The 26,407-nt window shown below is 63.9% G+C and carries 24 protein-coding genes; 19 read left to right on the forward strand and 5 right to left on the reverse strand.

Features of this window, described 5'->3' with window-relative positions:
* The 14 genes from VMR39_RS19225 to VMR39_RS19290 all read left to right on the forward strand — a co-directional run.
* Positions 1 to 355, forward strand: a 355-nt coding sequence (locus VMR39_RS19225) for a glutamate ligase domain-containing protein (RefSeq protein WP_414712554.1), incomplete at its 5' end; no start/stop codon positions are given.
* Positions 355 to 1,428, forward strand: coding sequence for a phospho-N-acetylmuramoyl-pentapeptide-transferase (gene mraY / locus VMR39_RS19230; protein WP_325418059.1), 1,074 nt, complete (start codon positions 355 to 357; stop codon positions 1,426 to 1,428). The genes VMR39_RS19225 and mraY, both read left to right, overlap by 1 nt.
* Positions 1,429 to 1,432: 4 nt before the next feature.
* The gene (gene murD, locus VMR39_RS19235; RefSeq protein ID WP_325418061.1) at positions 1,433 to 2,746 is read left to right on the forward strand and encodes a UDP-N-acetylmuramoyl-L-alanine--D-glutamate ligase; all 1,314 of its coding nucleotides are present in this window, start codon (positions 1,433 to 1,435) and stop codon (positions 2,744 to 2,746) included.
* 40 nt (positions 2,747 to 2,786) lie between these two features.
* Positions 2,787 to 3,989 carry a putative peptidoglycan glycosyltransferase FtsW gene (locus VMR39_RS19240; RefSeq protein ID WP_325418062.1) on the forward strand — a complete coding sequence of 401 codons (1,203 nt, stop codon included), beginning with the start codon at positions 2,787 to 2,789 and terminating at the stop codon, positions 3,987 to 3,989.
* Positions 3,986 to 5,167, forward strand: a complete 1,182-nt coding sequence (gene murG, locus VMR39_RS19245; RefSeq protein WP_325418064.1) for an undecaprenyldiphospho-muramoylpentapeptide beta-N-acetylglucosaminyltransferase — start codon at positions 3,986 to 3,988, stop codon at positions 5,165 to 5,167. Before VMR39_RS19240 ends, murG begins: the two co-directional genes overlap by 4 nt.
* A complete protein-coding gene (gene murC, locus VMR39_RS19250) occupies positions 5,164 to 6,591 on the forward strand; it encodes a UDP-N-acetylmuramate--L-alanine ligase (RefSeq protein ID WP_325418066.1) in 1,428 nt (475 codons plus the stop codon). Before murG ends, murC begins: the two co-directional genes overlap by 4 nt.
* On the forward strand, positions 6,591 to 6,788 hold the full coding sequence (locus VMR39_RS19255) for a hypothetical protein (RefSeq protein ID WP_325418068.1): 198 nt from the start codon (positions 6,591 to 6,593) through the stop codon (positions 6,786 to 6,788). Before murC ends, VMR39_RS19255 begins: the two co-directional genes overlap by 1 nt.
* Positions 6,770 to 7,684 carry a UDP-N-acetylmuramate dehydrogenase gene (murB, locus tag VMR39_RS19260; protein WP_414712557.1) on the forward strand — a complete coding sequence of 305 codons (915 nt, stop codon included), beginning with the start codon at positions 6,770 to 6,772 and terminating at the stop codon, positions 7,682 to 7,684. Before VMR39_RS19255 ends, murB begins: the two co-directional genes overlap by 19 nt.
* Complete coding sequence (locus VMR39_RS19265; protein ID WP_325418072.1) at positions 7,681 to 8,172, forward strand: DUF4262 domain-containing protein; 492 nt, start codon at positions 7,681 to 7,683, stop codon at positions 8,170 to 8,172. The genes murB and VMR39_RS19265 overlap by 4 nt, the downstream gene beginning before the upstream one ends.
* Positions 8,169 to 9,119 carry a D-alanine--D-alanine ligase gene (locus tag VMR39_RS19270; protein WP_325418074.1) on the forward strand — a complete coding sequence of 317 codons (951 nt, stop codon included), beginning with the start codon at positions 8,169 to 8,171 and terminating at the stop codon, positions 9,117 to 9,119. The genes VMR39_RS19265 and VMR39_RS19270 overlap by 4 nt, the downstream gene beginning before the upstream one ends.
* Positions 9,112 to 10,071 (forward strand): cell division protein FtsQ/DivIB, encoded by a 960-nt coding sequence (locus tag VMR39_RS19275; RefSeq protein ID WP_325418075.1) that lies wholly within the window; start codon positions 9,112 to 9,114, stop codon positions 10,069 to 10,071. The genes VMR39_RS19270 and VMR39_RS19275 overlap by 8 nt, the downstream gene beginning before the upstream one ends.
* A 5-nt stretch (positions 10,072 to 10,076) precedes the next feature.
* Positions 10,077 to 11,360, forward strand: a complete 1,284-nt coding sequence (ftsA, locus tag VMR39_RS19280; RefSeq protein WP_325418077.1) for a cell division protein FtsA — start codon at positions 10,077 to 10,079, stop codon at positions 11,358 to 11,360.
* Between the two features lie 108 nt (positions 11,361 to 11,468).
* Entirely contained in the window at positions 11,469 to 12,932 is a 1,464-nt protein-coding gene (gene ftsZ, locus VMR39_RS19285; RefSeq protein WP_325418078.1) for a cell division protein FtsZ, read from the forward strand.
* Positions 12,933 to 13,153: 221 nt separating this feature from the next.
* Positions 13,154 to 14,965, forward strand: coding sequence for a tetratricopeptide repeat protein (locus tag VMR39_RS19290; RefSeq protein WP_325418079.1), 1,812 nt, complete (start codon positions 13,154 to 13,156; stop codon positions 14,963 to 14,965).
* A gap of 78 nt (positions 14,966 to 15,043) precedes the next feature.
* Here VMR39_RS19290 and VMR39_RS19295 read toward each other — a convergent pair whose 3' ends face one another.
* From VMR39_RS19295 to VMR39_RS19310, 4 genes are all read right to left on the reverse strand, one after another.
* Complete coding sequence (locus VMR39_RS19295) at positions 15,044 to 16,426, reverse strand: amidohydrolase (protein ID WP_325418081.1); 1,383 nt, start codon at positions 16,424 to 16,426, stop codon at positions 15,044 to 15,046.
* Between the two features lie 111 nt (positions 16,427 to 16,537).
* Positions 16,538 to 18,061: a S10 family peptidase gene (locus tag VMR39_RS19300; protein ID WP_325418083.1), complete on the reverse strand. Its 1,524-nt coding sequence runs from the start codon at positions 18,059 to 18,061 to the stop codon at positions 16,538 to 16,540.
* Between the two features lie 445 nt (positions 18,062 to 18,506).
* A complete protein-coding gene (locus VMR39_RS19305) occupies positions 18,507 to 20,120 on the reverse strand; it encodes a carbon-nitrogen hydrolase family protein (RefSeq protein WP_325418085.1) in 1,614 nt (537 codons plus the stop codon).
* A 110-nt stretch (positions 20,121 to 20,230) separates the two neighbouring features.
* Entirely contained in the window at positions 20,231 to 21,454 is a 1,224-nt protein-coding gene (locus VMR39_RS19310; protein ID WP_325418087.1) for an NADP-dependent isocitrate dehydrogenase, read from the reverse strand.
* Positions 21,455 to 21,615: 161 nt separating this feature from the next.
* Here VMR39_RS19310 and VMR39_RS19315 point away from each other — a divergent pair, with 161 nt between their 5' ends.
* The gene (locus tag VMR39_RS19315; protein ID WP_325418089.1) at positions 21,616 to 22,350 is read left to right on the forward strand and encodes a phosphatidylserine decarboxylase; all 735 of its coding nucleotides are present in this window, start codon (positions 21,616 to 21,618) and stop codon (positions 22,348 to 22,350) included.
* Positions 22,351 to 22,441: 91 nt separating this feature from the next.
* Positions 22,442 to 23,167, forward strand: a complete 726-nt coding sequence (locus VMR39_RS19320; RefSeq protein ID WP_325418308.1) for a phosphatidylcholine/phosphatidylserine synthase — start codon at positions 22,442 to 22,444, stop codon at positions 23,165 to 23,167.
* Between the two features lie 38 nt (positions 23,168 to 23,205).
* On the opposite strand, the gene VMR39_RS19325 is transcribed toward VMR39_RS19320, so the two are convergent.
* Entirely contained in the window at positions 23,206 to 23,433 is a 228-nt protein-coding gene (locus VMR39_RS19325; protein WP_325418091.1) for a hypothetical protein, read from the reverse strand.
* Between the two features lie 256 nt (positions 23,434 to 23,689).
* Here VMR39_RS19325 and rpsB point away from each other — a divergent pair, with 256 nt between their 5' ends.
* From rpsB to VMR39_RS19340, 3 genes are all read left to right on the forward strand, one after another.
* Positions 23,690 to 24,448, forward strand: a complete 759-nt coding sequence (gene rpsB / locus VMR39_RS19330; RefSeq protein WP_325418093.1) for a 30S ribosomal protein S2 — start codon at positions 23,690 to 23,692, stop codon at positions 24,446 to 24,448.
* A gap of 98 nt (positions 24,449 to 24,546) precedes the next feature.
* Positions 24,547 to 25,473, forward strand: coding sequence for a translation elongation factor Ts (gene tsf / locus VMR39_RS19335; RefSeq protein WP_325418095.1), 927 nt, complete (start codon positions 24,547 to 24,549; stop codon positions 25,471 to 25,473).
* Between the two features lie 99 nt (positions 25,474 to 25,572).
* A complete protein-coding gene (locus VMR39_RS19340; protein WP_325418097.1) occupies positions 25,573 to 26,346 on the forward strand; it encodes an AAA family ATPase in 774 nt (257 codons plus the stop codon).
* Positions 26,347 to 26,407: the final 61 nt, after the last annotated feature.

A 26,407-nucleotide genomic window follows, 5' to 3' on the forward strand; every position in this document is an offset into this window, starting at 1 on the left:
GGCGACACTCAAGCAGCTTGGCCGCGAACATGCCGATCGCCGCATCGCCGTCCTTGGCGGCATGCGCGAACTGGGCGATCGCAGCGCCGAACTCCATTCGGAGCTAGCCGATCCGATGATGGCGGGGCAGGTCGATTTCGCCATTCTCGTCGGCGCGGAAATGGCGCCGCTGGCAGACGCGCTGGATGGCGCGATCCCCTACGCCCATGTCCCCGACACGGCGACGGCCATCCCCCTCATCCAAACCGAAATGCGTGCGGGCGACGCGATCCTGGTCAAGGGCTCGAACGGCGTCGGACTGTCGCGCCTTGTCGCTGCCCTGGCCGAGGCCGCCCGCGACGGAGACAAGAACTAATGTTGTACTGGCTGGCCGAAACCCTGGATTTCGCAGGTGTCTTCAACCTCATCCGCTACCTGTCCTTCCGCGCGGGTGCGGCGATCGCCACCGCGCTGATCATCGGCCTGGTCATCGGCCCGAAATTCATCGGCTGGCTGCGCATTCGTCAGGGCAAGGGGCAGCCGATCCGCACCGACGGCCCGCAAAGCCATCTGGCCAAGCGCGGCACGCCGACTATGGGCGGCCTGATGATCCTGACCTCTATGGTCATTTCGGTGCTGCTGTGGATGGACCTCAGCTCCATCTATGTCTGGGCTTGCCTGTTCGTGACGCTGGGCTTCGGCGCGATCGGCTTCCTGGACGATTATGACAAGGTGACGAAGGCCAGCCACAAGGGGCTGTCGGCCAAGATGCGTCTCGCTTTCGAATTTCTGATCGCGGGCGTCGCGGCATGGATGATCGTCCATCAGCATGGCAATACCGCGCTCTACGTCCCCTTCTACAATGGCCCGGCGATCGAGCTTGGCCCTTTCTATTTCCTTTTCGCTGCCTTCGTCATCGTCGCGTTCGGCAATGCGGTGAACCTCACCGATGGCCTCGACGGCCTCGCCACCATGCCGGTGATCATCGCGTGCATGGCCTTCATGGCGATCGTCTATCTCGTCGGCCGCGCCGACTTCGCCCAATATCTGGGCATCCCCCATGTGCCGGGTGCAGGCAACCTCACGATATTGTGCGGCGCGATCATCGGTGCGGGACTTGCCTTCCTGTGGTTCAACGCGCCGCCTGCCGCTGTCTTCATGGGCGACACCGGGTCGCTGGCGCTGGGCGGCACGATCGGCGTCATAGCCGTCACCGCGCATCACGAAATCGTGCTGGGGATCATCGGCGGCCTCTTCGTCGTGGAAGCGATGAGCGTCATCATCCAGGTCTTCTTCTACAAGCGGACCGGCAAGCGCGTGTTCAAGATGGCCCCGATCCACCATCATTTCGAGCAACTGGGCTGGGCCGAGCCGACCGTGGTGATCCGTTTCTGGATCATCGCCTTCGTACTGGCGCTCGCCGGCCTCGCCACCCTGAAGCTGAGGTAAGCGGATGATCGTTTCGGATGCTTTCAAGGGGAAGACCTACGCGGTCCTCGGGCTGGCGCGATCCGGCCTCGCCACGGTCGACACGCTGGTGACGAGTGGCGCCCGAGTCGTCGCGTGGGACAGCCGGGAAGAAGCGCGCGCCCTGGTCGAGGGCAAGGCGGAAATTGGCGACCCGATGGAAATCGACCTTACCGGCTTCGACGGCATCGTCGTGTCGCCGGGCGTGCCGCTCAACAAGCATCCGATCGCGATGCGCGCGAAGCTGGCCGGCGTGCCGATCATCGGCGACATCGAACTGTTCGCGCTCGCCCGCCCAACGCTGCCGCCGCACAAGGTGGTCGGCATCACCGGTACCAACGGCAAGTCGACGACCACGGCGCTGATCCACCACATCATCGAGCAGGCGGGCTATCCCACGGTCATGGGCGGCAATATCGGCCTCCCGATCCTCAGCCAGCCCCCGCTGGAGCCGAACCTGCACGGCGTGGGCGTCTATGTGCTGGAACTGTCCAGCTATCAGATCGACCTGACCCACAGCCTCGATTGCGATGTCGCCGTGCTGCTCAACATCACGCCGGACCATCTTGACCGCTATAACGGCTTCGAAGGCTATATCGCGTCCAAGGCGCGGTTGTTTGCGATGCAGTCGCCCGATCATGTCGCCGTGATCACTACCGAGGATGAGCCGAGCCGGGGCGTCGCTGCCTCTATCGCCGGAGCGCTGGAGGAAGTGAAGGCGGCGGATATCAATTCGGTCGAACAACTGACCTGGCCCTCGCTGCAAGGCCCGCACAACGCGCAGAATGCCGCCGTCGCCATTGCCGTTGCCAAGGCGCTGGAGATTGAAGAAACGACCATCGTCAACGCTCTCGCCAGCTACGCCTCGTTACCCCACCGTATGCAGCGCGTGCGCGAACATAATGGCGTTCTCTACGTCAACGACAGCAAGGCGACCAACGCCGCCTCGACCGCACCTGCGATCGCGGCATGGCCCGCCATCGACGGCAAGCCCCGCATCCACTGGATTTTGGGCGGCGTCGCCAAGTCCGACAATCTGGACGAGTGCGTGCCTCATTATGGCAATATCGCGCACGCCTACACCATCGGCGAAGCGGGCCATATGTTCGCCGACCTGCTGCGCCCGCATATGGCGGTGGATGACAGCGAAATGCTATCGGCGGCGGTCAGGCGCGCGGCGCGCATCGCCCAGCCCGGCGATATCGTGCTGCTGTCGCCGGCCTGCGCCAGTTTCGACCAGTTCCGCGATTTCGAGGCGCGCGGCGATGCCTTCGCCGCGGCCGTGAACGCGCTGGAATAGGGAAGGTATTGGGGCGGCGATGAGCAAGAAGGGGTCAGGTATGTCGAGGGCCGGCGAACTGGTGAAGGGTTTTCGCACCCGCACCGTTCCGCGTGAGCGGACGGCGCTCGCCATCTGGTTCTGGGAAATCGATCGCGTCCTGCTGTCGCTGATCGTGGCGCTGATGGCGATCGGGCTGGTCGCCGTCGCGGCCGCCTCGCCCGTCGCCGCGATTGATCGATCGACCGCGCAGGTGGCGGTCAACCCGCTCATCTACTTCTATCGCCAGCTGATGTGGGTCTTCATCGGCCTGCCGATCATGCTCGTCATCTCCATGCTGCCCCGGCCGCAGGCGCGGCGGCTGGCGATCTTCATGTGCGCCTTCTTCTTCCTGATGCTGCTGTTCGTGCCATTGCTCGGGTCGACCGTGAACGGGGCCAAGCGCTGGATCGACCTGCCGGGCTTCCGTTTCCAGCCGTCGGAGTTCCTGAAACCCGCCTATGTGGTGACGCTGGCCTGGCTGCTGTCGCTGCGCACCAAGGACCAGAATCTGCCCGTGATGCAGCTGACCGGGGCAATGACGCTGCTGATCGCGGCGATCCTGATGCGCCAGCCGGACTTTGGCCAGACGGTGATCTTCCTTGCCTGCTGGGGCTGCCTGTTGCTGCTGTCGGGTCTGGAAATGCGCTGGATCGCGATGCTGGGGGGCCTTGGCCTCGCGGGGCTGGTCGGCGTGTACATGTTCTACGAAAATGGTCGCCAGCGCATCAACGACTTCCTCGGCATCGGCGTACAGATGGACACCGGGCCGGACCAGACCGACCTCGCCTTCCGCACCATCACCCATGGCGGCTTTACCGGCGTCGGGCCGGGCGGGGGGCAGAACAAGTTCCGCCTGCCCGAAGCGCATACCGACTATATCTTCTCCGTCATCGGGGAGGAGTTCGGTCTGCTCGCCTGCATCGCCATCGCCTGCGTCTATCTCGCCATCGTGGTGCGCGTGTTGCTGCGCCTGCTGGATGAGGAGGATAATTTCACCATCCTCGCCGCCGCCGGCCTCACGACCCAGTTCGGCTTGCAGGCGATCATCAACATGGGCGTGAATGCGCAGATATTTCCGTCGAAGGGCATGACGCTGCCCTTTATCAGCTACGGTGGCTCCTCTATGCTGGCGCTTTGTATCGGCGTCGGCCTGCTGCTCGCATTCACGCGGCGCAACCCCTTCATGGGTCGGCACACGGTCGTCAAATGGAGTGGTCGATGAGCATTTCCCGTCACTTCGTCCTCGCCGCCGGCGGGACGGGGGGTCATATGATTCCAGCCCATGCCGTGGCCGAGGAGCTGATGGCGCGCGGCCATCATGTCGCGCTCGTCACCGATGAGCGCGGCGCGAAGATCCCCGGCATCTTCGACAAGGCGCCAGAAAATCGAGCACAGGTCCATGTCATGCCCGCTGGCCGCATGACCAAGAATCCGGCAAGCTGGCCGGGGGCTGCGAAGGCGATCCTCGCCGGCCGCGCCATGGCTCGCCGCCTCAATGATACGTTCCGCCCGACCGCCGTGGTCGGCTTTGGTGGCTATCCCGCCATGCCCGCGCTGCTGGGGGCGCTGGCGGATGGCATCCCGACCGCGATCCACGAGCAGAATGCCGTACTGGGCCGGGTAAACCGTCTGCTCAGCGGCCGCGTCGATGCGATTGCCACCGCCTATCCCGACGTCCAGCGGCTCAAGAGCGCCTATGCGTCGAAGGTCCACCTGATCGGCAATCCGGTGCGAGAGGAGGTGAAGCAGTTGCGCGAGGAAGAATTCCCCGCGCTGACCGACGAAAGCGTCTTCCGCGTGCTGGTGATCGGCGGCAGCCAGGGCGCAACGGTGCTGTCCAGCGTCGTCCCCGAAGGCCTTTCCATGCTTCCGATTGCGCTGCGCCGTCGCCTCCAGGTGACGCAGCAATGCCGCGCCGAGGATATCGAGCGTGTGCGCAAAACCTATGCGGAGATGGAAATCCCCGCCGACCTCGCCACCTATTTCAACGATGTGCCCGAAAAGCTGGGCTGGTCGCATCTGGTGATCGCGCGTGCGGGTGCCTCGACGCTGGCGGAACTCACCTGCGCGGGCCGCCCGGCGATCCTGATCCCGCTGCCCAGCGCCATGGACGACCACCAGACCGCCAACGCAAAGGAAATGACCGAGGCGGGCGGCGCGCGCACCATTCCGCAGACGCGCTTCACTGCGGTCGAACTGGCCAAGCAGATGCAGAAGATGGCGCTTGAACCCGGCGCGCTCCAGAATGCCGCCAAGCGCGCGCGCAACTGCGGCCGCCCCGACGCCGCACGCGACATGGCCGACCTGCTCGAAAGCATCGGCAAGGCGCCGATCATGAATGATCCCGTAAAGGTCGGCCCGACGCCGACCAGCCTCAATCTCCAGGGAGTTCCCGCATGAAGGGTGTCGGCACCGACATCGGCACGATCCATTTCATCGGCATCGGCGGCATCGGCATGTCCGGTATCGCCGAAGTGATGCATAATCTGGGTTACAGCGTGCAAGGGTCCGACGTGGCCGAAGGCTATGTCGTCGAAGGGCTGCGCAAGAAGGGCATCAAGGTGATGATCGGTCACAAGGCCGAAAATCTGGGCGACGCCGCCGTGGTCGTCACTTCCACCGCGATCAAGCGGAGCAATCCGGAAGTCGAACTGGCGCTGGAAAACCGCGTGCCCGTCATCCGCCGCGCCGAAATGCTGGCCGAACTGATGCGCCTCAAATCGACCGTCGCGGTCGCTGGCACCCATGGCAAGACCACGACCACCTCGATGGTCGCGGCGCTGCTGGACGCGGGCGGGGTCGACCCGACCGTCATCAACGGCGGCATCATCAACAGCTATGGCTCGAACGCGCGCCTCGGCAACAGCGACTGGATGGTCGTGGAAGCCGATGAGAGTGATGGCAGCTTCCTGCGCCTCGACGGCACGATCGCGGTCGTGACCAATATCGATCCTGAGCATCTGGATCATTATGGCAGCTTCGACCGGGTGAAGGACGCCTTTGTCGAGTTCGTCGGCAATGTACCCTTTTACGGCGCGGCGATGCTGTGCCTCGATCACCCGGAAGTGCAGGCGATCCTGCCGCGCGTGCAGGACCGCCGTATCGTCACCTATGGTTTCTCGGCGCAGGCCGATATTCGCGGCGAGAATGTCCAGCCTATTTCGGGCGGCAACCGTTTCGACGTGCAGATCCGCGAACGCGACGGATCGATTCGCCGCATCGAGGGGATCGAAATGCCGATGCCCGGTCGCCACAATGTGCTGAACGCCATGGCGGCGATCGGCGTGGCGCTCCAGATGGGTATCGAGGACGCGACCATTCAGACCGGCTTTTCCAAGTTCGGCGGAGTAAAGCGCCGCTTCACCAAGGTCGGCGAAATCGCGGTCGCGGGTGGTACCGCCACCGTCATCGACGATTATGGCCACCATCCGGTCGAAATCCGCGCCGTGCTTGCTGCCGCGCGCGAAGGCGCGAAAGGCCGCGTCATCGCCGTGGTCCAGCCGCACCGCTTTACTCGTCTGCACGACCTGATGGACGAATTCCAGCAGGCGTTCAACGACGCCGACATCGTCTATGCCGCCCCGGTCTACACCGCCGGCGAGCAGCCGATCGAGGGCGCCGATAGCGCGGCACTGGTCGCCGGTCTCAAGCGGCGCGGGCATCGCCACGCCTCGACCGTTGCCGACGCAGCCGACCTCGCCGCTCATGTCGTTGCCGATATCCAGCCCGACGACATGGTCATCTGCCTGGGCGCGGGCGACATCACCAAATGGGCGGCGGGCCTTGCCGCTGCCGTCACCGACAAGGTGAAGGAAACCGCCTGATGTTTGAGCTGTTCACCGTCAGCCTGGAAATGCAGAAGCGCGTGATCGATGCCCAGATGCAGGGCGTGGAGGTCGCGCGCGACATGGTGGAAGCGGCGCAGCGTCAGGTTGAAACCGGCCTTGCCGCCACGCAGGCCAATGAAGCGGGCATGAAGGCGATGAAGCGCTGGATGAACCTCTGGGGCATCCGCGCTTGACGGCGAGCATCGCTCTTCCGGCCGTTCGCGGCACGCTCAAGGCCGACGCCTCGCTGGCCCCGCTCGTCTGGTTCAAGGCGGGCGGCGCGGCGCAATGGCTGTTCGAGCCGAAGGATCCCGACGACCTGTCCGATTTCCTCCGGAATCTCGATCCGTCGGTGCCGCTCATGGCATTGGGCCTCGGCTCCAACCTCATTGTCCGCGATGGCGGTGTACCGGGTGTAGTCGTACGCCTCGGCAAGCCCTTCGCAACGGTCGAGCGCCTCGACGCCACCACGCTCGTTTGCGGCGGCGGTGCGTCGGGTATCCTAGTTTCCTCGACCGCGCGCGATGCGAGCATATCGGGCCTCGAATTTCTCCGCTCCATTCCCGGCACTGTCGGCGGTTTCGTGCGCATGAACGGCGGCGCCTATGGTCGCGAGACCTGCGATATCCTGATCGAATGTGATGTCGTGCTGCGATCCGGTGAGCGGGTGACGCTGTCCAACGCTGATCTCGGTTATACCTATCGCCATTCGACCCTGCCCGAAGGCGCGGTCGTGGTGTCGGCGACGTTCCGTGGTCATCCCGGCGAACCCGCCGCCATTCAGGCCGAAATGGACCGCATCGCTGCCGCGCGCGAGGAAAGCCAGCCGCTGCGCAGCAAGACCGGCGGCTCCACCTTCAAGAACCCGGACGGCCACAAAGCCTGGGCGCTGGTGGATGAAGCGGGCTGTCGCGGCTTGCAACTGGGCGGCGCGCAGGTGAGTGAGAAGCACACCAATTTTCTGCTGAACACCGGCGACGCGACCAGCGCCGACATCGAGGCGCTGGGCGAAGAAGTCCGCCGCCGCGTGAAGGCAAAGAGCGGCGTCGAGCTGGAATGGGAAATCCAGCGGGTTGGGGTGGCGAAATGAGCGATCGCTCTCTGACCGATTACGAAATGCGTATCATCGCAAACATTGGCAATCACGGATGCCATGTCGTGTCAGTTTTTGATCCTCAGGACGATGCACAATCCTTTGCCTATTCTGTTGGTTTTTGGGAAAGTGTCGGTCAACCGGAAGTAATCATTCTCGGTTTGCCTTCACAAATGGGCGCATTTGCGATCAATGAGGCTTATCGGCAGTGCGAAGCGGGGTTGCAACTCGTTGATGGACTGCGCATTGAGAGTTTGTTCGAGGGCTATGCCGTTACCTGCATGGCGCGTGCGGTCGATAGTCAATATATTATACCAGACTATCTGAACTCAGCTCTTTGGTATCACAATCTTCGTACCGGAAAGTCGCTCGACGTAGCCTATCAATTGGTTTGGACCTATGAAGGGCTATGGCCTTGGGATGAGGGGGCGCCTGTCGAACTTCTTGAAGATCAGCCTTTACTCTATTCGGGGATACTACATTGACCCTTAAACCGCTTCATGTTGCTGTCCTGATGGGCGGCTGGTCGGCGGAGCGGCCGGTGTCGCTGTCGAGCGGGGAGGGCGTCGCCAAGGCGCTGGAATCGCGCGGGCATCGGGTCACGCGGATTGACATGGATCGCAATGTCGCCGCGCGCCTTGCCGAAACGAAGGCGGACGTGATCTTCAACGCATTGCACGGCGTCCCCGGCGAAGACGGAACGGTGCAGGGCATGATGGACCTGATGGGCCTCACCTACACTCATAGCGGTCTCGCCACCTCGGTCATCGCGATCGACAAGCAGCTGACCAAGCAAGCGCTGGTGCCGCACGGTATCCTCATGCCCGGCGGCCATATCGTGGAGAGCGAAAGCCTCTTTATCGCCGACCCGTTGCCGCGCCCCTATGTGCTGAAACCCGTGAATGAGGGCAGTTCTGTAGGTGTCGCCATCGTCACGGCTGAGGGCAATTATGGCAATCCCATTGCCCGCGACAGCGTCGGCCCGTGGACGGATTTCCCTGAACTGCTTGCCGAGCCCTATATTCGCGGCCGCGAACTCACCACCGCCGTGCTGGGCGATGAGGCTTTGCTCGTCACCGAACTCCGTCCGAAGAGCGGTTTCTACGATTTCGACGCGAAATATACCGACGGCATGACCGAACATGTCTGCCCGGCTGACATCCCGGCCGAAATCAGCGAAGCGTGCAAGGCGATCGCCCTACGCGCCCACCAGCTGCTCGGTTGCAAAGGCGCATCGCGCGCCGACTTCCGCTGGGACGATGAACAGGGCGTCGAAGGCCTCTATCTGCTGGAGGTCAACACCCAGCCGGGCATGACCCCCTTGAGCCTCGTCCCCGAACAGGCGGCGAAACTGGGCATTGACTATGCGACGCTGGTTGAGACTATTGTCGAGGAGGCGCTGAACCGCGCCGGGGGTGATGGACATGGCTGAAGCACGGATCAGGCGCGGCGGCACCGCGCGGCTCAGCAGCGCCAGGGGGAGGGCGACGAAAGGCGGCCGTGGTCGCTCGCTCAAGCGCCGCAGCTGGGTCGATCAGGTCATCGAATATCTCCCCGTCAGCGAAGCGACGCTCCAGCGAATGGCCAGCTGGGTCATCGTCGCCATTGTCGGCGGCCTTGTGATCGCCATCGCCATCTTCATGGGCCTTCCCGGCATGGCGCGTCAGCAGGCGGCGGATCTTGCCGCGCGCGCGGGCTTCGAAGTCGAGAAGGTCGAGGTGCGCGGTGTCGAGCGGATGGACGAACTGCCCGTCTACAATATCGCGCTGGGTCAGGTGGATCGCTCCATGCTCTCTCTCGACCTGCCCAGGGTGCGCGAGGAAATGCTCAAGCTCGGCTGGGTCAAGGATGCGCGCGTTTCCCGCCGTCTGCCCGACACGCTTGTCGTCGATATCGTCGAGCGCGACCCGGTGGCGGTGTGGCAGCATGAAGGGCAGTTGCACCTGATCGACGTGCAGGGCGTCGTGCTCCAGTCGGTGTCGGCAGGGGCGATGCCCGACCTGCCGCTGGTCGTCGGTCCCAACGCCAATCTCCAGACCGCCGGCCTCAACAAGTTGATGGAAAACGCCCCCGCGCTCAAGCCCATGCTGGCCGGCGCGACATGGGTCGGGAACCGTCGCTGGGACTTGCGCTTTCAATCGGGCGAGACGCTCTCCCTGCCGGAGGGTGACAAGGATTCGGCCTCTGCGTTGGTGAATTTCGCGCGGATGGACGGGGTCAACCGGCTCCTGGGCCGGGGCATCGTCAAGTTCGACATGCGCGATCCCGATCGCTTCGTTCTGCGCCTGCCGCAGGGCCGGGTCGAGGAAAGGTCCGCTGGTGGCGCGGCGGAAACCGCCAAGGCGCCGGCTGCCAATCTGCCGGCCGAAGGCGAGGAAGGCTAAAGCCCATGGCACAGCCCAAGGTCGAAAAGCTCATCACCGCGATCGACATTGGCTCCTGGAAAGTGTCGGCGCTGATCGCAGGTCGTACCGACACCGGCGAACTCGCGATCCTGGGGACGGGCCAGCGCGAAAGCCGTGGCGTGCGCCGCGGCTTCATCGCTGACATGGAGCGGACCGAACTTGCCGTACGGGAGACGGTAGAGCAGGCCGAGCGCGTCGCGGGCACCAATATCGAGGATGTGTGGGTCAGTTTCTCGGGCGGCAGCCTGGTGAGCGACGTCGTCACGGTCGAGCGCGACATGGGCGGTTATCGCGTCGAGCAGCCCGATATCGACGACCTCCTGACCACTGGCCAGCAGGGCATCGACCCGGATGGCCGCATCGTTCTCCATGCGCAGCCGACCTGCTTCACCATCAATGGCAAGGTGCCGGTGAAGAAGCCGCTGGGCATGCACGCCGACCTGCTCGGCGTCGACATCCATGTCGTGCTGGCGGATGGCGCGCCGCTCGCCAATCTCGACCTGTGCGTGCGCGGCGCCTATCTCAACGTCAATTCGATCGTCGCCTCGCCGATTGCCACGGGCCTTGCCTGCCTGTCGGAGGAAGAGCGCGACCTTGGCGTTGCGCTCGTGGAAATGGGCGCGGGAGTCACCAATGTCTCGCTCTATGCCGGGGGGATGCTGGTCGGTCTCCATTCCATACCCATTGGCGCATCGGACATCACCGACGACATTGCCTCGTCCTTCGGCATCCGCCGGAGTCAGGCGGAACGGATCAAGTGCTTCTATGGCTCGGCGATGCAGAATCCCCGCGATTTCCGAGAGATGATCGAAATCGCGCCGCCCCATGGCGAAGTCGCGGTGCCAGGTCAGGCCGCCGGTCCCAATGCGGAAGGGGGCAAGATCACCCGCGCAGCGCTGGTCGGCGTCATCTGTGAACGGCTGAACCAGATCATGACGGAGGTTAATGCGGCGCTGGCCGGCATGGGCTTCAACAGCACGGGTCGCCAGGTCGTACTGACCGGCGGCGGTGCGGAAATGAAGGGCATTGCCGACTATGCGCAGGGCGCATTGGGGCGGGCCGTGCGGATCGGGCGACCAAGGGGCTTGTCCGCCATGCCCGAAGCGCATAGTGGGCCGGCTTTCGCGACATTGGCGGGACTCGCGCTTTACGGCGCTTCCAACCCGGTTGATCTCCGCACGATGGCGCCTGCTCCGCAGACCGTGCATCGTCTGAGCGCGCCCCAATGGTGGCAGCGCATGATGCGCGCCATGCGGACCAACTATTGAGATGAATTACAGCGAAGACGAAAATAGCTGGTGAAATCCCCTATTTTCTGGTGTTAACAAATGATGACGGTGTCGCTTCCTGACGAGGAAGCTGAGGGAGCAGTAATTATGAGCATTGAAATCAGCCCGCCTCATGTGGACGAACTGAAGCCGCGCATTGCGGTAATCGGCGTCGGCGGCGCGGGCGGCAATGCCATCGCGAACATGATCGCCGCCTCGGTCGAGGGCGTGGACTTCATCGTGGCCAATACGGATGCGCAGGCGCTGAACAGCTCGCCGGCCGAACGTCGTATCCAGCTCGGCCCGCAGATCACCGAGGGCCTCGGCGCCGGATCGCGTCCCGAAATCGGCAAGGCGGCCGCTGAGGAAACCATCGCTTCGGTCGAAGAGGCGCTGAACGGCGCACATATGTGCTTCATCACCGCCGGCATGGGCGGCGGCACCGGCACCGGCGCGGCGCCCGTCATCGCCAAGGCCGCGCGCGATCGTGGCATCCTGACTGTCGGCGTCGTGACCAAGCCCTTCACCTTCGAGGGCAATCGCCGCATGAAGTCGGCGGAAAGCGGGATCGAGGAGCTTCAGAAGCATGTCGATACGCTGATCGTCATCCCGAACCAGAATCTGTTCCTGATCGCCAACCCGAACACGACTTTCAAGGAAGCGTTCCAGATGGCGGACGAGGTGTTGCAGCAGGGCGTGCGGTCGATCACCGACCTCATGATCATGCCGGGCCTCATCAACCTCGACTTTGCCGACGTCCGGTCGGTGATGGGCGAAATGGGCAAGGCGATGATGGGCACAGGCGAAGCCGAAGGCGACGGCCGTGCGCTCCAGGCCGCTGAAAAGGCGATCGCCAATCCGCTGCTCGACGGCGTGTCGATGCGCGGCGCGAAGGGTGTCATCGTTTCCATCGTCGGCGGCGACGACATGCGCCTCATGGAAGTCGACGAAGCCGCCAACCATATCCGCGAACTGGTCGATCCGGACGCGAACATCATCTGGGGTTCGGCCTTCAACGACGGCCTCAACGGCAAGATCCGCGTGTCGGTGGTCGCCACCGGCATCGACAGCGAAATCGGCAATCATGCCGCGCCGCTGACCCAGCCGTTCAGCTTCGCCAGCCGCCCGGCCGTCGCCGTGCCGCAGACCCCCGTCACGCCGCGCTCGGTCGCCGCCGCGCCGCAGCCTGCGCCTCAGCCCGCTGCGGCTCCCGCGCCGGCTCCGGCCGCCGCGCCTGAACCGGAAACGCTGGAACTGGACGTGCCGGCCGCACCGGCTCCCGCGCCGGTCGAGAAGTCTGCGCCTGCCACCTTCGCCCCGTCGAAGCCGGCCGCCGTCTTCTCGGACGAAGGTCCGGATCAGGACGAACTGGTGCTGGGCGCCGACAGCGCCGAAGCGCCGGCTCCCGCGCCCGCCGCACCGGCCCAGCCCGCACCGCGCGTCGCCACCGGCGGCACGCTGTTCGAACGGATGGCCGGCCTGACCCGCGGTAGCGAGAAGGCACAGGCCTCTGACGAGGGTACGCCGGGCGTCGATATCCCGCGCTTCCTCAACCGCCAGAGCAACCAGTAAGCGACGGTCGCGCGGTTCACCGCGCGCCGCTTCATGAAAGCGCGCCATCGACCGCCCGGAGCGGTCCGGCGCGCTTTTTTGTTGCGTCAATTTGCCATTCACGCCGGATCGGTTAAGGCAATCATGTGATAAAATCTCTTTCCTGGATTCTCGCCTCCACCGTTTCTGTGGGAGGTCTTCTTTTCGCCGGTCCTGCCCAAGCCCAGATCGATCAGGCCCAGATGACCCGTCCGCCGGGTGCCGCCGATCTCAACGGCCACCTCTCCCGGCTCGCGGCCAATCCGAAGGATGTCGCCGCGCTGATCGGGGCAGGGGAGGCCGCGCTGGAACTGGACGATCCCCATGGCGCTGCCGGCTTCTTCGCGCGCGCCGATGCGATCGAAAGCGGTAACGGCCGGATCAAGGCGGGCCTGGCGCGGGTCATGCTGAAATTGCAGAACCCCGTCGAGGCGGTCCGCCTGTTCGACCAGGCTTCTCGCCTTGGCTTTCCTGACGCGACGATCCTTGCCGACCGGGGCTTGGCGCGCGATATGACCGGCGACCAGGCTGGGGCGCAGCGCGATTATCATGCTGCGCTTGTCCGGACGCCCGAAGACGCCGAACTGATCCGCCGCTATGCCGCATCGCTCGGCATATCCGGACAGGTGCAGGCGGCCGACAAGGTTTTGGAACCGCTGCTTTACAAGAGCGACCGCGCCGCATGGCGCTATCGCGCCTTCATCTATGCGATGAACAACCGGCAGGCCGATGCGAAGAAGGTCGCAGAGCAGACCATGCCGGTGCAACTCGCCGCCGCGATCACGCCTTATATGCAGAAAATGCCTTATCTGACCGCGCCGCAGAAAGCGGCGGCGGTGCATTTCGGGCAGTTCCCGCAGACGACCGGCACGACCATCGCCGCGATCACGCCGACACCCCCCGCGCCGGGTATCGCGGTCGCGCCCAAGGCGCCCACGGTGGTCGCCACTGCGCCCACCACCCCGCCGGTCCAGACCAAGCCGCTCAGTCGCGCCGAACAGCGCCGGCAGCAGCGCGATGCCGCGCGCATGGCGCGTGCCGAAGGGCGGTCGGCATCGCGCGCGGCGCCCACCGCGCAGCGTCCGCCGGTGCCCACGACCCGCTCGCCGCAGGTCGCGCAGGCCCAGACGGCTCAGCCGACGCCGCGTCCGGTGCAGCAGGCACCGGCACCTTCGCCTTTGTCGGCCACGCAGCCGCAGCAGACGACCGCCGCACCGCCCCCGCGCCAGCCGGCTGCGCCTGCCCCATCCGCGGCGTCTACATCCGTGCAGGGGCCGCCTGCGCCTGGTTTCGAATCGATCGATAGCGCGCCGCGCAGCGCCGCGCCTCCTGCCAGCACCGGATCGCAACTCAATGCGATCGCTTTGGCCCAGGCTGGAACGCCGCCGCAGGCTCCGGCGATGCCCCCCCAGCAGCCGACCCCGCAGCAGCCTGCCGCGGAACCTGAGCCGCAGCTCGTTCAGCCCATCGAACCGGTCCCGCCATCGCCCAATGCGGAGGCCACCCGCACGCTGGCCGACATCATTCGTGCGATCGATGTGCCGGATAGCGAGCGCCAGGCGACCGTTGCCGCCGTCGACCTGAACGAAGTCGCAGCGCTCCAGGCCCAGCGCCGTGCCGAACGGCAGGCTGCGGCCAAGGCGGCTGCCGACAAGGCGAAAAAGGAAGCCACTGCCAAGGCCAAGGCGGAAGCCGATGCGAAGGCGAAGGCCGAAGCGGAGGAAAAGAAACGCCTCGCCGCCAATCCGTCGCGCAACTGGCTTCAGGTCGGTGTTGGCCAGAGCAAGGGGGCGCTCGGCTTCACCATGAAGGGGCTGCGAAAGAAATATGCGCTCCTGTCCCATCAGGACGGCTGGAGCGCCAGTTGGGGTCGAACCAATCGCCTGCTCGTCGGTCCCTTCGCCAGCTTTACCCGTGCCAAGCAGCTGGAAACCGACCTGAAGAAGGACGGTGCTGACGTATTCGCCTGGAAAAGCGACGCGGGCGAAGAAGTGGAGAAATTGCCCGGCGAATGATCGATCGGCCGATCGTCTCCAATCCCAAGCGATCGGGGGGAGACGATCAAGCCGACCGATATTTGAGCGCCAGCGTACTCAGTCCTTTTTCAGGATATCCAGCGCCAGAACGGTCATCGCTTCGCTGGCGGTCGAAATGACCTTGTCGGCTTGCGGCGCCCAGAAGGGGCTGTGCAGCGAGGGAAGGCTGGTCTGGCCTGCCTGTGCCGCCGCCAGCTTTTCCGCAGGTACGCCGCCGACCCAGAAGATGAAGCTGTGGATGCTCTTGTCGGCGCGATAGAAGCGGCCGAAATCCTCGCCGCCCATCACCGCCGAAGTCTTGACAACACGACCCTCGGGGAAATGGGTCTTGAGGATGCCCGCCATCTGCTCGGCAAATTCGGGCGGATTATAGGTCGAGGGGGTGAACTCATCCTTCACCGTCACTACCGGCATCCTGTCCTCCGGCACGCCCGCCGCGATCGCCTCGCCACGGGAGATCCGCTTGATCCCCTCGATCAGCTTGGCGCGCGTCTCGTCCGAATAGCTTCGGATGGTGAGCAGCAGCTTGGCCTCGTCGGGAATGATATTATGCTTGGCGCCGCCCTGGAAGCTGCCGACGGTGACGACGGCCGGATCCTGCGGATCCTGCTCACGGCTTACCAGCGTTTGGAGCGAGGTCACGATCCGCGCACCCAGCACGATCGGGTCGCGGGTCGTCTGCGGATAGGCGCCATGGCCGCCCAGCCCCTTCACAAGGATATCGACGCTGTCGACATTGGCGAGCGCATAGCCTGGCGTATAGCCGACCACGCCCGCTTCCAGATTGGCGGCGTCATGGAAGGCGATGGCGTGGGTCGGGCGGGGGAAGCGGGTATAGAGGCCGTCCTCCAGCATGTCGCGGGCCCCCTTGCCCACTTCCTCTGCGGGCTGGAGGATCATGACGAGCGTGCCCTTCCACTGATCCTTGCGGGCCGCGAGCAGCTTCGCCGTCTCGACGAAGGCGGTCATATGCGTGTCATGGCCACAGGCGTGCATCACGCCTGTCTCGACCCCTTCGGGCGTCTTGGTGCGCACCTTGGACGCGAACTCCAGCCCGGTCTGCTCGACTACCGGCAGCCCGTCCATATCGGCACGGATCAGCAGCACCGGGCCGGCGCCATTCTTCATCACGGCGACCACGCCGGTACCGCCGACCTTCTCGGTCACGTCGAACTTCAGCGCCTTCAGCCGCTTGGCGAGCTTGGCGGCGGTGTTGACCTCCTGAAGCGACAATTCGGGATTGGCGTGCAGGTCGCGGTAGAGCGTCATCAGTCCGTCCATATCCTTGGCGACCGCTGCGCCGATCTCGCTCTGCGCCGGCGGGGCGGGCGGTGCCTCGGTCGGGGGTGTCGCGGTCGGGGGTGTTTCGGTCGGGGTCTGGGCGGCGGCGATGGACGTGAAACTGACGGCGGCCAACATGGCCGTGAGCGCGTGGCGCATAATGGTGTCTCCCTTGTTGCGGGCGAGCATAAGGCGATTTGACGGGCGTAAAAGGGGGATTGTCATGCGGACGGCTTGCCCCCCCCCAACCAGGCAAGCCATACATCACTTTCAGCGCGCCGAAATGAACGCCCTGATGTCCATGCTCAGCTTGCGCAGATCGTCGGGGCGGACATACATCATGTGGCCCGCATCATAATAATGATATTGGATGCGCGAGGCGTCGAAGCCCGTCCGGCTCATAGCATATTCCGCACCGAAGAAGGGGGTCGCGAAATCATACCAGCCCTGGCCGACGAACACCTTGAGTCCGCTATTCTCGCGCAGCGCCTTGCCCAGATAAGGGGCGACGCTGCCGTAGACATCGCTCGCGCGGCCGCTCTTGCCGTCCAGCTTCCAGTCCCATCCGCTGACCCCGCCGATCGTCACATAGGAGCGATCGGTCTTGTAGCCGAGATCGTCGCGCGCATAGCTATTCATCGCGGCGGTATAGGCGCCGTCGATCGCATAGAAGCTGGGATCATTGTCCGGCTCCTCGCCGGCCGCGTCATAATCCTTTCCGGTATAGCGGGTGTCGAGGCGGCCGATGCTCACCCCGCGGTCGCGGAGCAATTCCTTGTAGAAACGGCCCGGCGTGATGCGGAGGTCGGCGCGGTCCACGAACGCTTCCGACAGGCCGGTCAGCCGTGCCAATTCCGCGCGCACGCTGGCGCGTTCATCGGCGGGCAATTGGTTGCCCTTGAGTAGCGCGGCGGCATAGGGGCCGATGGCGAACGCGCGAGCCTGCTGCGCCGCTTCGGCCACGGTTGCAGGGGGCGTGCCCATTTTCTTGTGATACCAGGCGGTCGTCGCCATCGACGGCAGATTGATGATGTAAGGCATTTCATTGCCCTGCACCTCGGCGGTCGCGCCGAAGTCGAGAATGGTCGAGATCAGGATGATGCCGTTCACCGCGACGTCGTTATAGCTGCCTTCCAGTTCGTTGATCAGCGCCACCGAACGGGTCGTGCCATAGCTTTCGCCGCCGATATATTTGGGCGAGGACCAGCGGCCATTCTCGTTCAACCACAGGCGGATATATTCGGCGATCGACTTGGCGTCGGCCGACACCCCCCAATAATCCTTGGGGTCTTTCTTGCCGATGGCATGGGAAAAGCCCGTGCCGACCGGATCGATGAAGACGAGGTCGGTGACGTCGAGCAGTGATTCCGGATTGTCCACGACCGGATAGGGCGGCGCGCCGTCATCCTGCGCATCGGGCAGTACCACGCGCTTGGGACCGAAGGCGCCCATATGTAGCCAGAGCGACCCCGAGCCGGGGCCGCCATTGTAAAGGAAAGTAATCGGCCGCTTCTTGTCGCCGCCATCCTTGACATAGGAAGTGGCGTAGATCGCCGCGAGCGGCTTGCCGTCCTTGTCCTTGAGATAGGTTTCGCCGGTGGTGGCGGTGTAGCTGATCGCCTTGCCGCCGAAGACGCCCGTGTGCTTCGTCACCGAGATGTTGGGGGCGGGAACGGGACTTTCGCCAACCTCTTCCTTTCGGCTCTCGTCCTTCTTCCTACCCTCATCCTGGGCATGGACTGTGGTTGCCGCCAAAGTCAGCGCCATCGCGGCCAGCGAACTCGTCAAACGCATTAGGATGCTCCCCTTTTTTGTGGCGCTCTGGCTAGCGGAGAGGCGGCGGATCGGAAAGGGGGATTGGTGCGGGGCGGACGCGACAGCGACGCTGCACCACCGAAGTTCACGATGTCGTCGATGCTTTTTTGCCCGATTGCGCTGCGATTGCGCCAGGAACGCGACAGGAAGTCGACATGGGTGCGACATCATGGTCACACGGATGCGCCATCGATGCGGCGGTTGCACGGCAGCCATGCGCCAGCCGAGCGTCTGGAACGAGACAGTTGCACCGCCGAATATGGTAAAATGCAAGAGGCGCGGCGCGATTGTCATCCCGAAGAATAAATCAGGCCGAAGAATAAATCAGGAAAAATCCTGTATTGGAAGATGTTGGCGGGATAGTTCAGGGAGGGATTCCTGCATCAGCACCGCCCTCCCGATGACCGCTTTCGAACCGTCCGGATTACCCGCCCCCCGGCGAATTATGCCCGCCGGCCGGGACTGGCCCGCCGCTGGGGGCATGGCCATGGTCGGGATTGCTGTCCCAGTCGATATGATAGAGGTCGAAGCGCCGGTCGCGCAGGTTGCGCACCGTGCCTTCGGCGCGCGCCCAACTGAGGTCGGCCAGGTTAACGTCCGCCATGGTGAGCGTCTCGACATTCTCGGTGGATTCCGCCGCGATGCCGTCGCGCGCGAAGGGCAGGTCGCAGGGCGTCAGGATCGCGCTCTGGGCATATTGGATATCCATATTGTCGACATTCGGCAGATTGCCGACATTGCCCGACATGACGACATAGCATTGATTTTCGATCGCGCGGGCCTGCGCGCAGTAGCGCACGCGCATGTAACCGAGGCGGGAATCGGTGCAGAAGGGTACGAAGATGATGCGCGCGCCCTGATCCACCAGCCGCCGCGCCAGTTCGGGAAATTCGCTGTCATAACAGATGAGGACGCCGATTGGGCCGCAGTCGGTCTGGATCACGTCGAGCGCGTCGCCGCCCTTGATGTTCCACCAGAAGGCCTCATTGGGGGTGGGGTGGATCTTTTCCTGCGTATGGACCGAGCCGTCGCGCAAGGCGACATAGGCGATGTTCTGGATGTCGCCATCCTCGGCGCGGGTCGGGTGCGAGCCGCCGATGATGTTGATATTATATTCCAGCGCCATCCGCGTCAGTTCCTTGGTCAGGCGCGGTGTGTAGCCGGTCAGCCGGTCGATCGCCTCGATCGGCGTCAGCTTCTTCGTCTCGAAGGAGAGGAGGGGGAGGGTGAAAAGTTCGGGAAAGACGATGAAGTCGGATCGATAGTCGGCCGCGACGTCGACAAAATATTCGATGTTGCGGACGAACTCGTCGAAATCCTTCACCGCGCGCGCCTGAAGCTGGCAAGTGGCGAGGCGAACGCTTTCCACGCCGCGCGGCACGCGCATTTCGGGCGCTTCATCGGGGTCGACATAGGGATTGCGCCAAACGAGGTGTGCGGCGTGGCCGTCCGACTGCTTGTCTTCCGGCAGGTAATTTTCCAGCACGCCCAGCGGTTCGAACTGGTTCTTGAGCTGGAAGCTGATCACCTGGTCGCGCAGCTTGCCCTGGATCACCTTTTCCAGATAGTCGGCCGGGCTGCCGGCGCGACGCTTCGCGCGGGCATAGCCGGGCATGCGGCCGGCGATGACGATGCCGTGCAGATCCAGTTCCTCGGCCAGTTCCTTGCGCTCGTCATAGAGGCGCTGGCCGATGCGCAGGCCGCGCAGCTTGGGATCGACCGCCATTTCATAGCCATAGAGCCATTCGCCCGCCGCGCTGTGGCGCGTGCCGAAGCCGTTGGCGGTGATCTCCTCCCAGTCATGATAGGAGAAAGCCATGCTCTTGCTGACGCGCATGGTGGCGCAATAGCCCACGACCTTGCTGTCATAGAGGGCGACGAAGCAGCCATTGGGGAAATTGTTGATCTGGCCGCGGATGGTCGCCAGCGAATAGTTGGGCATGCCGGGATAGGCACGGGCGATCAGCCGCTGGATGCCGCGCACGTCGGACGGGACCGCGGCGCGGACCTCCAGGCGTTTCTTGGCGGTGGTGGTCAAACTCAGTCTCCCGGTCATTGCTGCCAAAGAAAAAGGCGGCGCCGGGATGCGGCGCCGCCTCGTTCCGTTACCGTACTGAAACCGCAAATGCGGTCATCAGTTCCAGACCTTTAGGCCCACTTGCCCATTTCGGTTTCCAGGTTGACGCGGATCGCCTCGAAGAACTGTTCCGTGGTCATCCATGCCTGGTCCGGGCCGATCAGCAGGGCCAGATCCTTGGTCATCGCGCCGCTTTCGACGGTCTGGATGCAGACCTTTTCCAGCGTTTCGGCGAACTTTACGACGTCGGGCGTCTCGTCGAACTTGCCGCGGAACTTGAGGCCGCCGGTCCAGGCGAAGATCGAGGCGATCGGGTTGGTCGAGGTCGCCTTGCCCTGCTGGTGCTGGCGATAGTGGCGGGTGACGGTGCCATGCGCAGCTTCGGCTTCCACCGTCTTGCCGTCGGGCGAGAGCAGGACAGAGGTCATCAGGCCGAGCGAACCGAAGCCCTGCGCCACCTGGTCCGACTGGACGTCGCCGTCATAATTCTTGCAGGCCCAGACGAATTCCCCGCTCCACTTCAGCGCCGAGGCGACCATGTCGTCGATCAGGCGGTGTTCGTAGACGATGCCGGTGTCCTTGAACTTCTGCGCGAAGCCTTCGGTTTCGAACACTTCCTGGAACAGATCCTTGAAGCGGCCGTCATAGGCCTTGAGGATGGTGTTCTTGGTCGACAGATACACCGGCCACTTGAGGTTGAGGCCATAGTTGAATGAAGCGCGGGCGAAATCGCGGATCGAATCGTCCAGGTTGTACATCGCCATGGCGACGCCCGAGCCGGGGAAGTTGAATACTTCGCGGTCGATCACTTCGCCATCTTCGCCTTCGAACACGAGGCGTAGCTTGCCGGCGCTAGGTACCTTGAAATCGGTGGCGCGATACTGGTCGCCGAAGGCGTGGCGGCCGACGACGATCGGCTTGGTCCAGCCGGGGATCAGGCGCGGCACGTTCGAGATGACGATCGGTTCGCGGAAGACGACGCCGCCCAGGATGTTGCGGATCGTGCCGTTGGGCGACTTCCACATCGACTTGAGGTTGAATTCCTCGACGCGCGCTTCGTCGGGGGTGATCGTGGCGCACTTCACGCCGACGCCATATTCCTTGATCGCGTTGGCAGAGTCGATCGTGATCTGGTCGTTGGTCTCGTCGCGCTTTTCGACGGAGAGATCGTAATATTTCAGATCGATGTCGAGATAGGGGAGAATGAGGCGCTCACGGATCCATTCCCAGATGATCCGGGTCATTTCGTCGCCGTCGATCTCCACGACGGGGTTTTTCACCTTGATCTTCGCCATAGCGCCTATTCGCCTTCTTTCTCTTGGGTGGAATTATGGGCACGCACTAGGGAAAGCGGCGGCAATGTTCAACCATGGAAGGGCAGGAATCTGCCGCGTGCGGAGCCATGCGCCGGATCGGTCGTTGTCAGGGCAACAGTCTCTCCCTAAAGACGGTGCCCATGGAGAATGACGAGATCACGATTGCCGCTGGCGGCAATGTCAAATGGCGCTTCCCTTCGGTCCATCCGGAGGGGATGAAGTTCGGCCTGATCGCTGCCGCGATCACTGGCGTCCTGTTCCTCGTGGGATGGGAGATATTGGGCTGGCTGATGGTCATGGTGACGATCTGGGTCTTCGCCTTCTTCCGCGATCCGGTGCGTGCCGTGCCGCAGGATGAAGGCGCGATCATCGCGCCGGCCGATGGTCTTGTGACGCTGATCCAGCGCGTGCCGCCGCCGCGCGAGATGGCTGGCGAGAATGGTCTGGGCGACCAGCCGCTGATCCGCGTGTCCATCTTCATGAGCGTGTTCGACGTGCATATCAACCGCACGCCGATCGGCGGTACGGTCAAGTCCGTGGTCTATATTTCGGGCAAGTTCCTCAATGCCGACCTGGACAAGGCAAGCGAGGATAATGAGCGCCAGCATATCCTGGTCGAGCGCCATGACGGGCTGCGCGTGGGCTTTACGCAGATTGCGGGTCTGGTGGCGCGGCGCATCGTGCCGTTCGTCAAGCCCGGCGACATGGTCGCGGCAGGGCAGCGCATCGGCCTGATCCGCTTTGGCAGCCGCGTGGACGTCTATCTGCCAGCCGGCACCGCGCCGCGCGTGATCCTGGGTCAGCGCACCATCGCGGGGGAGACGATCCTGGGCCAGATCGGCGACCGCCGCGTGGTGGCGGGCATCCAGCAGTGAGGCGGCTTATCTCCTCGCAGGTGGGGCGGTCGGCTTGAGCCGGCAGCGACGCACGGTGCCGCGCGGGCTGCGGCGGGGGATCACGCTGCGGATGCTGGCGCCCAACGCGGTAACGGCGATGGCGCTGTGCTTCGGCCTCACCGGCGTGCGCTATGGCATATCTGGCGATTGGGAGCGGGCCGTGCTTTCCATCCTGTTTGCGGGCGTACTCGATGGACTGGATGGCCGGATCGCGCGCATGCTGCGCGGGGAAAGCCGGTTCGGTGCGGAACTGGACTCGCTGTCGGATTCGATCGCGTTTGGCGTCGCACCGGCGCTGATCCTCTATCTCTGGTCACTGCACGCCATGCCGAAATTCGGTTGGATCTTCGCGCTGGCCCATGCGCTGTCCTGCGCGCTGCGTCTGGCCCGCTTCAATGCGAACATCGACGCCGATGAGCAGCCGCACAAATCGGCGGGCTTCCTGACCGGCGTTCCTGCGCCGGCCGGGGCGGGGCTGGCGTTCGTGCCGCTCTACCTCTGGCTGGTGACGGGTGAGGAATTGTTTCGCGCCTGGTATGTGGTGGCGCCCTGGACGGCCTTCACCGCTTTCCTGATGATCTCCAGCATCGCGACCTATAGCTGGTCGGCGCTGCGCCTGCGCAAGCGTATCCGGCTGGAAGCGATTGCGGTGGCGGGGCTGCTGGCGGCTCTGCTGGTCACGGACCCATGGCTGACGCTGCTGATCCTGTGCGCCGGCTATATCGTGCTCATCCCGTTCGGCGTTATTTCCTATGCTAAGGTCAAGCGTTCGCGTGAGGCTGCGGTTCAGGGCTGACCTTCTTCGGGAGGGGCTTTGTCCCTCCTGAAATCATATCAGGCTGCGACAGCGCCAGTGGGCTGGGGACGATTAGCCTTGCGCAGGCCGTGCGTCACGCGGGGGCGGCTGACACGGATGTGATAGACCTGCGGCGTTTGCGGGATCGGCTGGAACAGCAGGGCGGCGACCATCTTGTCATGATAGGCCGCGAACATCCACGCGATGGTGCCGATCGCCGACAGGAAGGCGGCGGAAAAGAGAGTCGCTGCAACAAGAGTGAACATGTCGACCACTTTCTATCTTGCCATATGAACGCTATGGCTCATTATGACGATGGGAACGGATTTAAGCCGTCTTTGTTCCGTCTGTTCCCTTTATGTTCTCATCTGGGAACGATGTCAACCCTTGCATTTGGTTTTTTTCGCGTCTAAAGGCGCGCCCATTCCACATGGGAATCGACATATCCGGTGCTTTGCCCGGCCTTTCAGGTCGCGGACAAGTTCCTGATTCCCAGAGGTAGCAACCGGAAGGAGAAAGACTATGGCGGCACCTGTCGTCACCATGCACCAATTGATCGAGGCTGGCGCCCATTTCGGCCACCAGACCCACCGCTGGAACCCGCGCATGAAGCCGTACATCTTCGGCGAGCGCAACGGCATCCACATCCTTGACCTGTCGCAGACCGTGCCGCTGTTCGGCCGCGCGCTGGACTTCGTGTCGGCGACCGTCGCCGCCGGTGGCAAGGTGCTGTTCGTCGGCACCAAGCGCCAGGCGCAGGATCCGATCGCCGAAGCCGCCCGCAAGTCGGGCCAGCATTTCGTCAACCACCGCTGGCTGGGCGGCATGCTCACCAACTGGAAGACCATTTCGGGTTCGATCAAGCGCCTGAAGACCCTCGAAGAGAAGCTGTCGGGCGATACCCACGGCTTCACCAAGAAGGAAGTCCTCCAGATGACCCGCGAGCGCGAGAAGCTGGAACTGTCGCTGGGCGGCATCCGCGACATGAACGGCATCCCCGATGTCATGTTCGTGATCGACGCCAACAAGGAAGAGCTGGCGATCAAGGAAGCCAACACGCTGGGTATCCCGGTCGTCGCGATCCTCGACTCGAACGTCTCGCCCGACGGCATCGCGTTCCCGGTTCCGGCGAACGATGACGCCAGCCGCGCCATCCGCCTCTACTGCGACGCGATCGCCGCCGCCGCCACCAAGGGCAACCGTGGTGCGCAGCAGGCTTCGGGCGTCGACCTGGGCGCGCTGGCCGAGCCGGAAGCCGAAGAGGTCGCCGTTCAGGCCTGATCGCGGTCTTCGAACTGCAATTATGACAGGCTAGGGCGCGCTCCACAGGAACGCGCCCTGCCTCATGTTTAAACCCCCTCAAATTTAGGAGCCGAAACATGGCCGAGATTACCGCTGCTGCCGTCAAGGAACTGCGCGACCGTTCGGGCGCGGGCATGATGGACTGCAAGAAGGCGCTCACCGAAGCCAATGGCGACATCGAAGCGGCGACCGACTGGCTGCGCGCCAAGGGTCTGGCCGCGGCCCAGAAGAAGTCGAGCCGCACCGCCGCTGAAGGCCTGGTCGGCGTCGCCGTCGCCGGCACCAAGGGTGTCGCCGTCGAGGTGAACAGCGAAACCGACTTCGTCGCCAAGAACGACCAGTTCCAGGACTTCGTCCGCACCGCATCGGCCGTTGCGCTCGAAACCGGCGCTACCGACGCTGAAGCCCTGACCGCGCAGGCGCACCCGACCGGCGGCACCATTGCCGAGAAGCTGGTGTCGAACGTCGCCACCATCGGCGAGAACCAGACTGTCCGTCGCGTCGCCCATGTCGAAGTGACCGAAGGCGTCGTTGTTCCCTACGTCCACAACGCCGCTGCGCCGGGCCTGGGCAAGATCGGCGTGCTGGTCGCGCTGGAAGGCAATGCGCCTGCCGAGGTTCTGGAGCCGCTCGGCAAGCAGCTGGCCATGCACATCGCCGCCGCTTTCCCGCTGGCGCTGTCGGCTGCCGATATCGATCCGGCGCTGCTGGAGCGTGAACGCGCCATCGCCGCTGAAAAGGCTGCCGAATCGGGTAAGCCCGCCGAGATCGTCGCCAAGATGGTCGACGGTGCGGTGGCCAAGTTCGCCAAGGAGCAGGCCCTGCTGTCGCAGCTGTTCGTGATGGACAACAAGACCCCGGTCGCCGACGTCGTCGCCAAGGCCGCCAAGGATGCCGGCGCGTCGATCACGCTGAAGAGCTATGTCCGCTTCCAGCTGGGCGAAGGCATCGAGAAGGAAGTCAGCGACTTCGCGGCGGAAGTCGCGGCTGCCGCCGGCGTCTGATCGCCAGCGCAAGCGATTTGAAAAGGGAAGGGGCGTCCTGCGGGGCGCCCTTTTTCGTTTCGCTTGCGGGCGGATGGGCGGTCGTTATCGTGTCGCGCCATGGGATCGAAGCAACGCACGACATCGCTGCCGCCGCCATATCTGAAGCGTGTCTGGCTGCGGGATGACGATTCCGATCGGGCGCCCGACTGGGGCCATTATCCCTTCAATCTTCCGCTGATCCGCAACGGCGGCCTGGACTTCCATTTCTCCAGCCCGGTGACGATCCTTGTCGGGGAGAATGGGACGGGTAAGTCCACCTTGTTGGAGGCCATAGCGCAATTGGCTGGGTTCAGCGATTCCGGCGGCGCGCCAGGAATGCGGGCGGTGGAGGATGCGCCGGCATCGGCCGGCGATGCTGGTTCGCTGGCGGGGCATCTGCGCGGCGCATGGCTGCCACAGGTCAAGCAAGGCTGGTTCTTCCGCGCGGAGACTTTCTTCTCGGTCGCGCGCTATCTGGATCAAGCGGCATTCGAGGTGGGGGCTGTCGGCCCCCAATATCTGCGCGCGTCTCATGGTGAGGGATTTTTCGATTTCTTTGGCGAGCGTATGGAGCGGCAGGGACTCTATATATTGGACGAGCCGGAATCCGCCCTGTCGCCCCAGCGGCAGTTCGAATTTCTGAAACTGCTGCGCCGTATACAGCGCGCCGAGAATGCGCAGGTCATCATGGCGACCCATTCGCCGATCCTGATGGCCTTGCCCGATGCGGACCTGTGGCAGATCGACAGTTACAGCGTCAGGCCCGTCGCGCTGGAGGACGTGCCGCACTTTCGGCTCTATCGCGAATTCATGCTTTACCCTCGGGAAACGGTTGAAGCGATGATCGAGTGAGGTTCATCGGTTCAACATCGCATAAACGCCCCTTGGCATCCCGGTTTCGCCCCTCTAATGT

It is taken from the genome of Sphingobium sp. (assembly GCF_035511395.1).
In the GTDB taxonomy this organism is placed as follows: domain Bacteria; phylum Pseudomonadota; class Alphaproteobacteria; order Sphingomonadales; family Sphingomonadaceae; genus Sphingobium.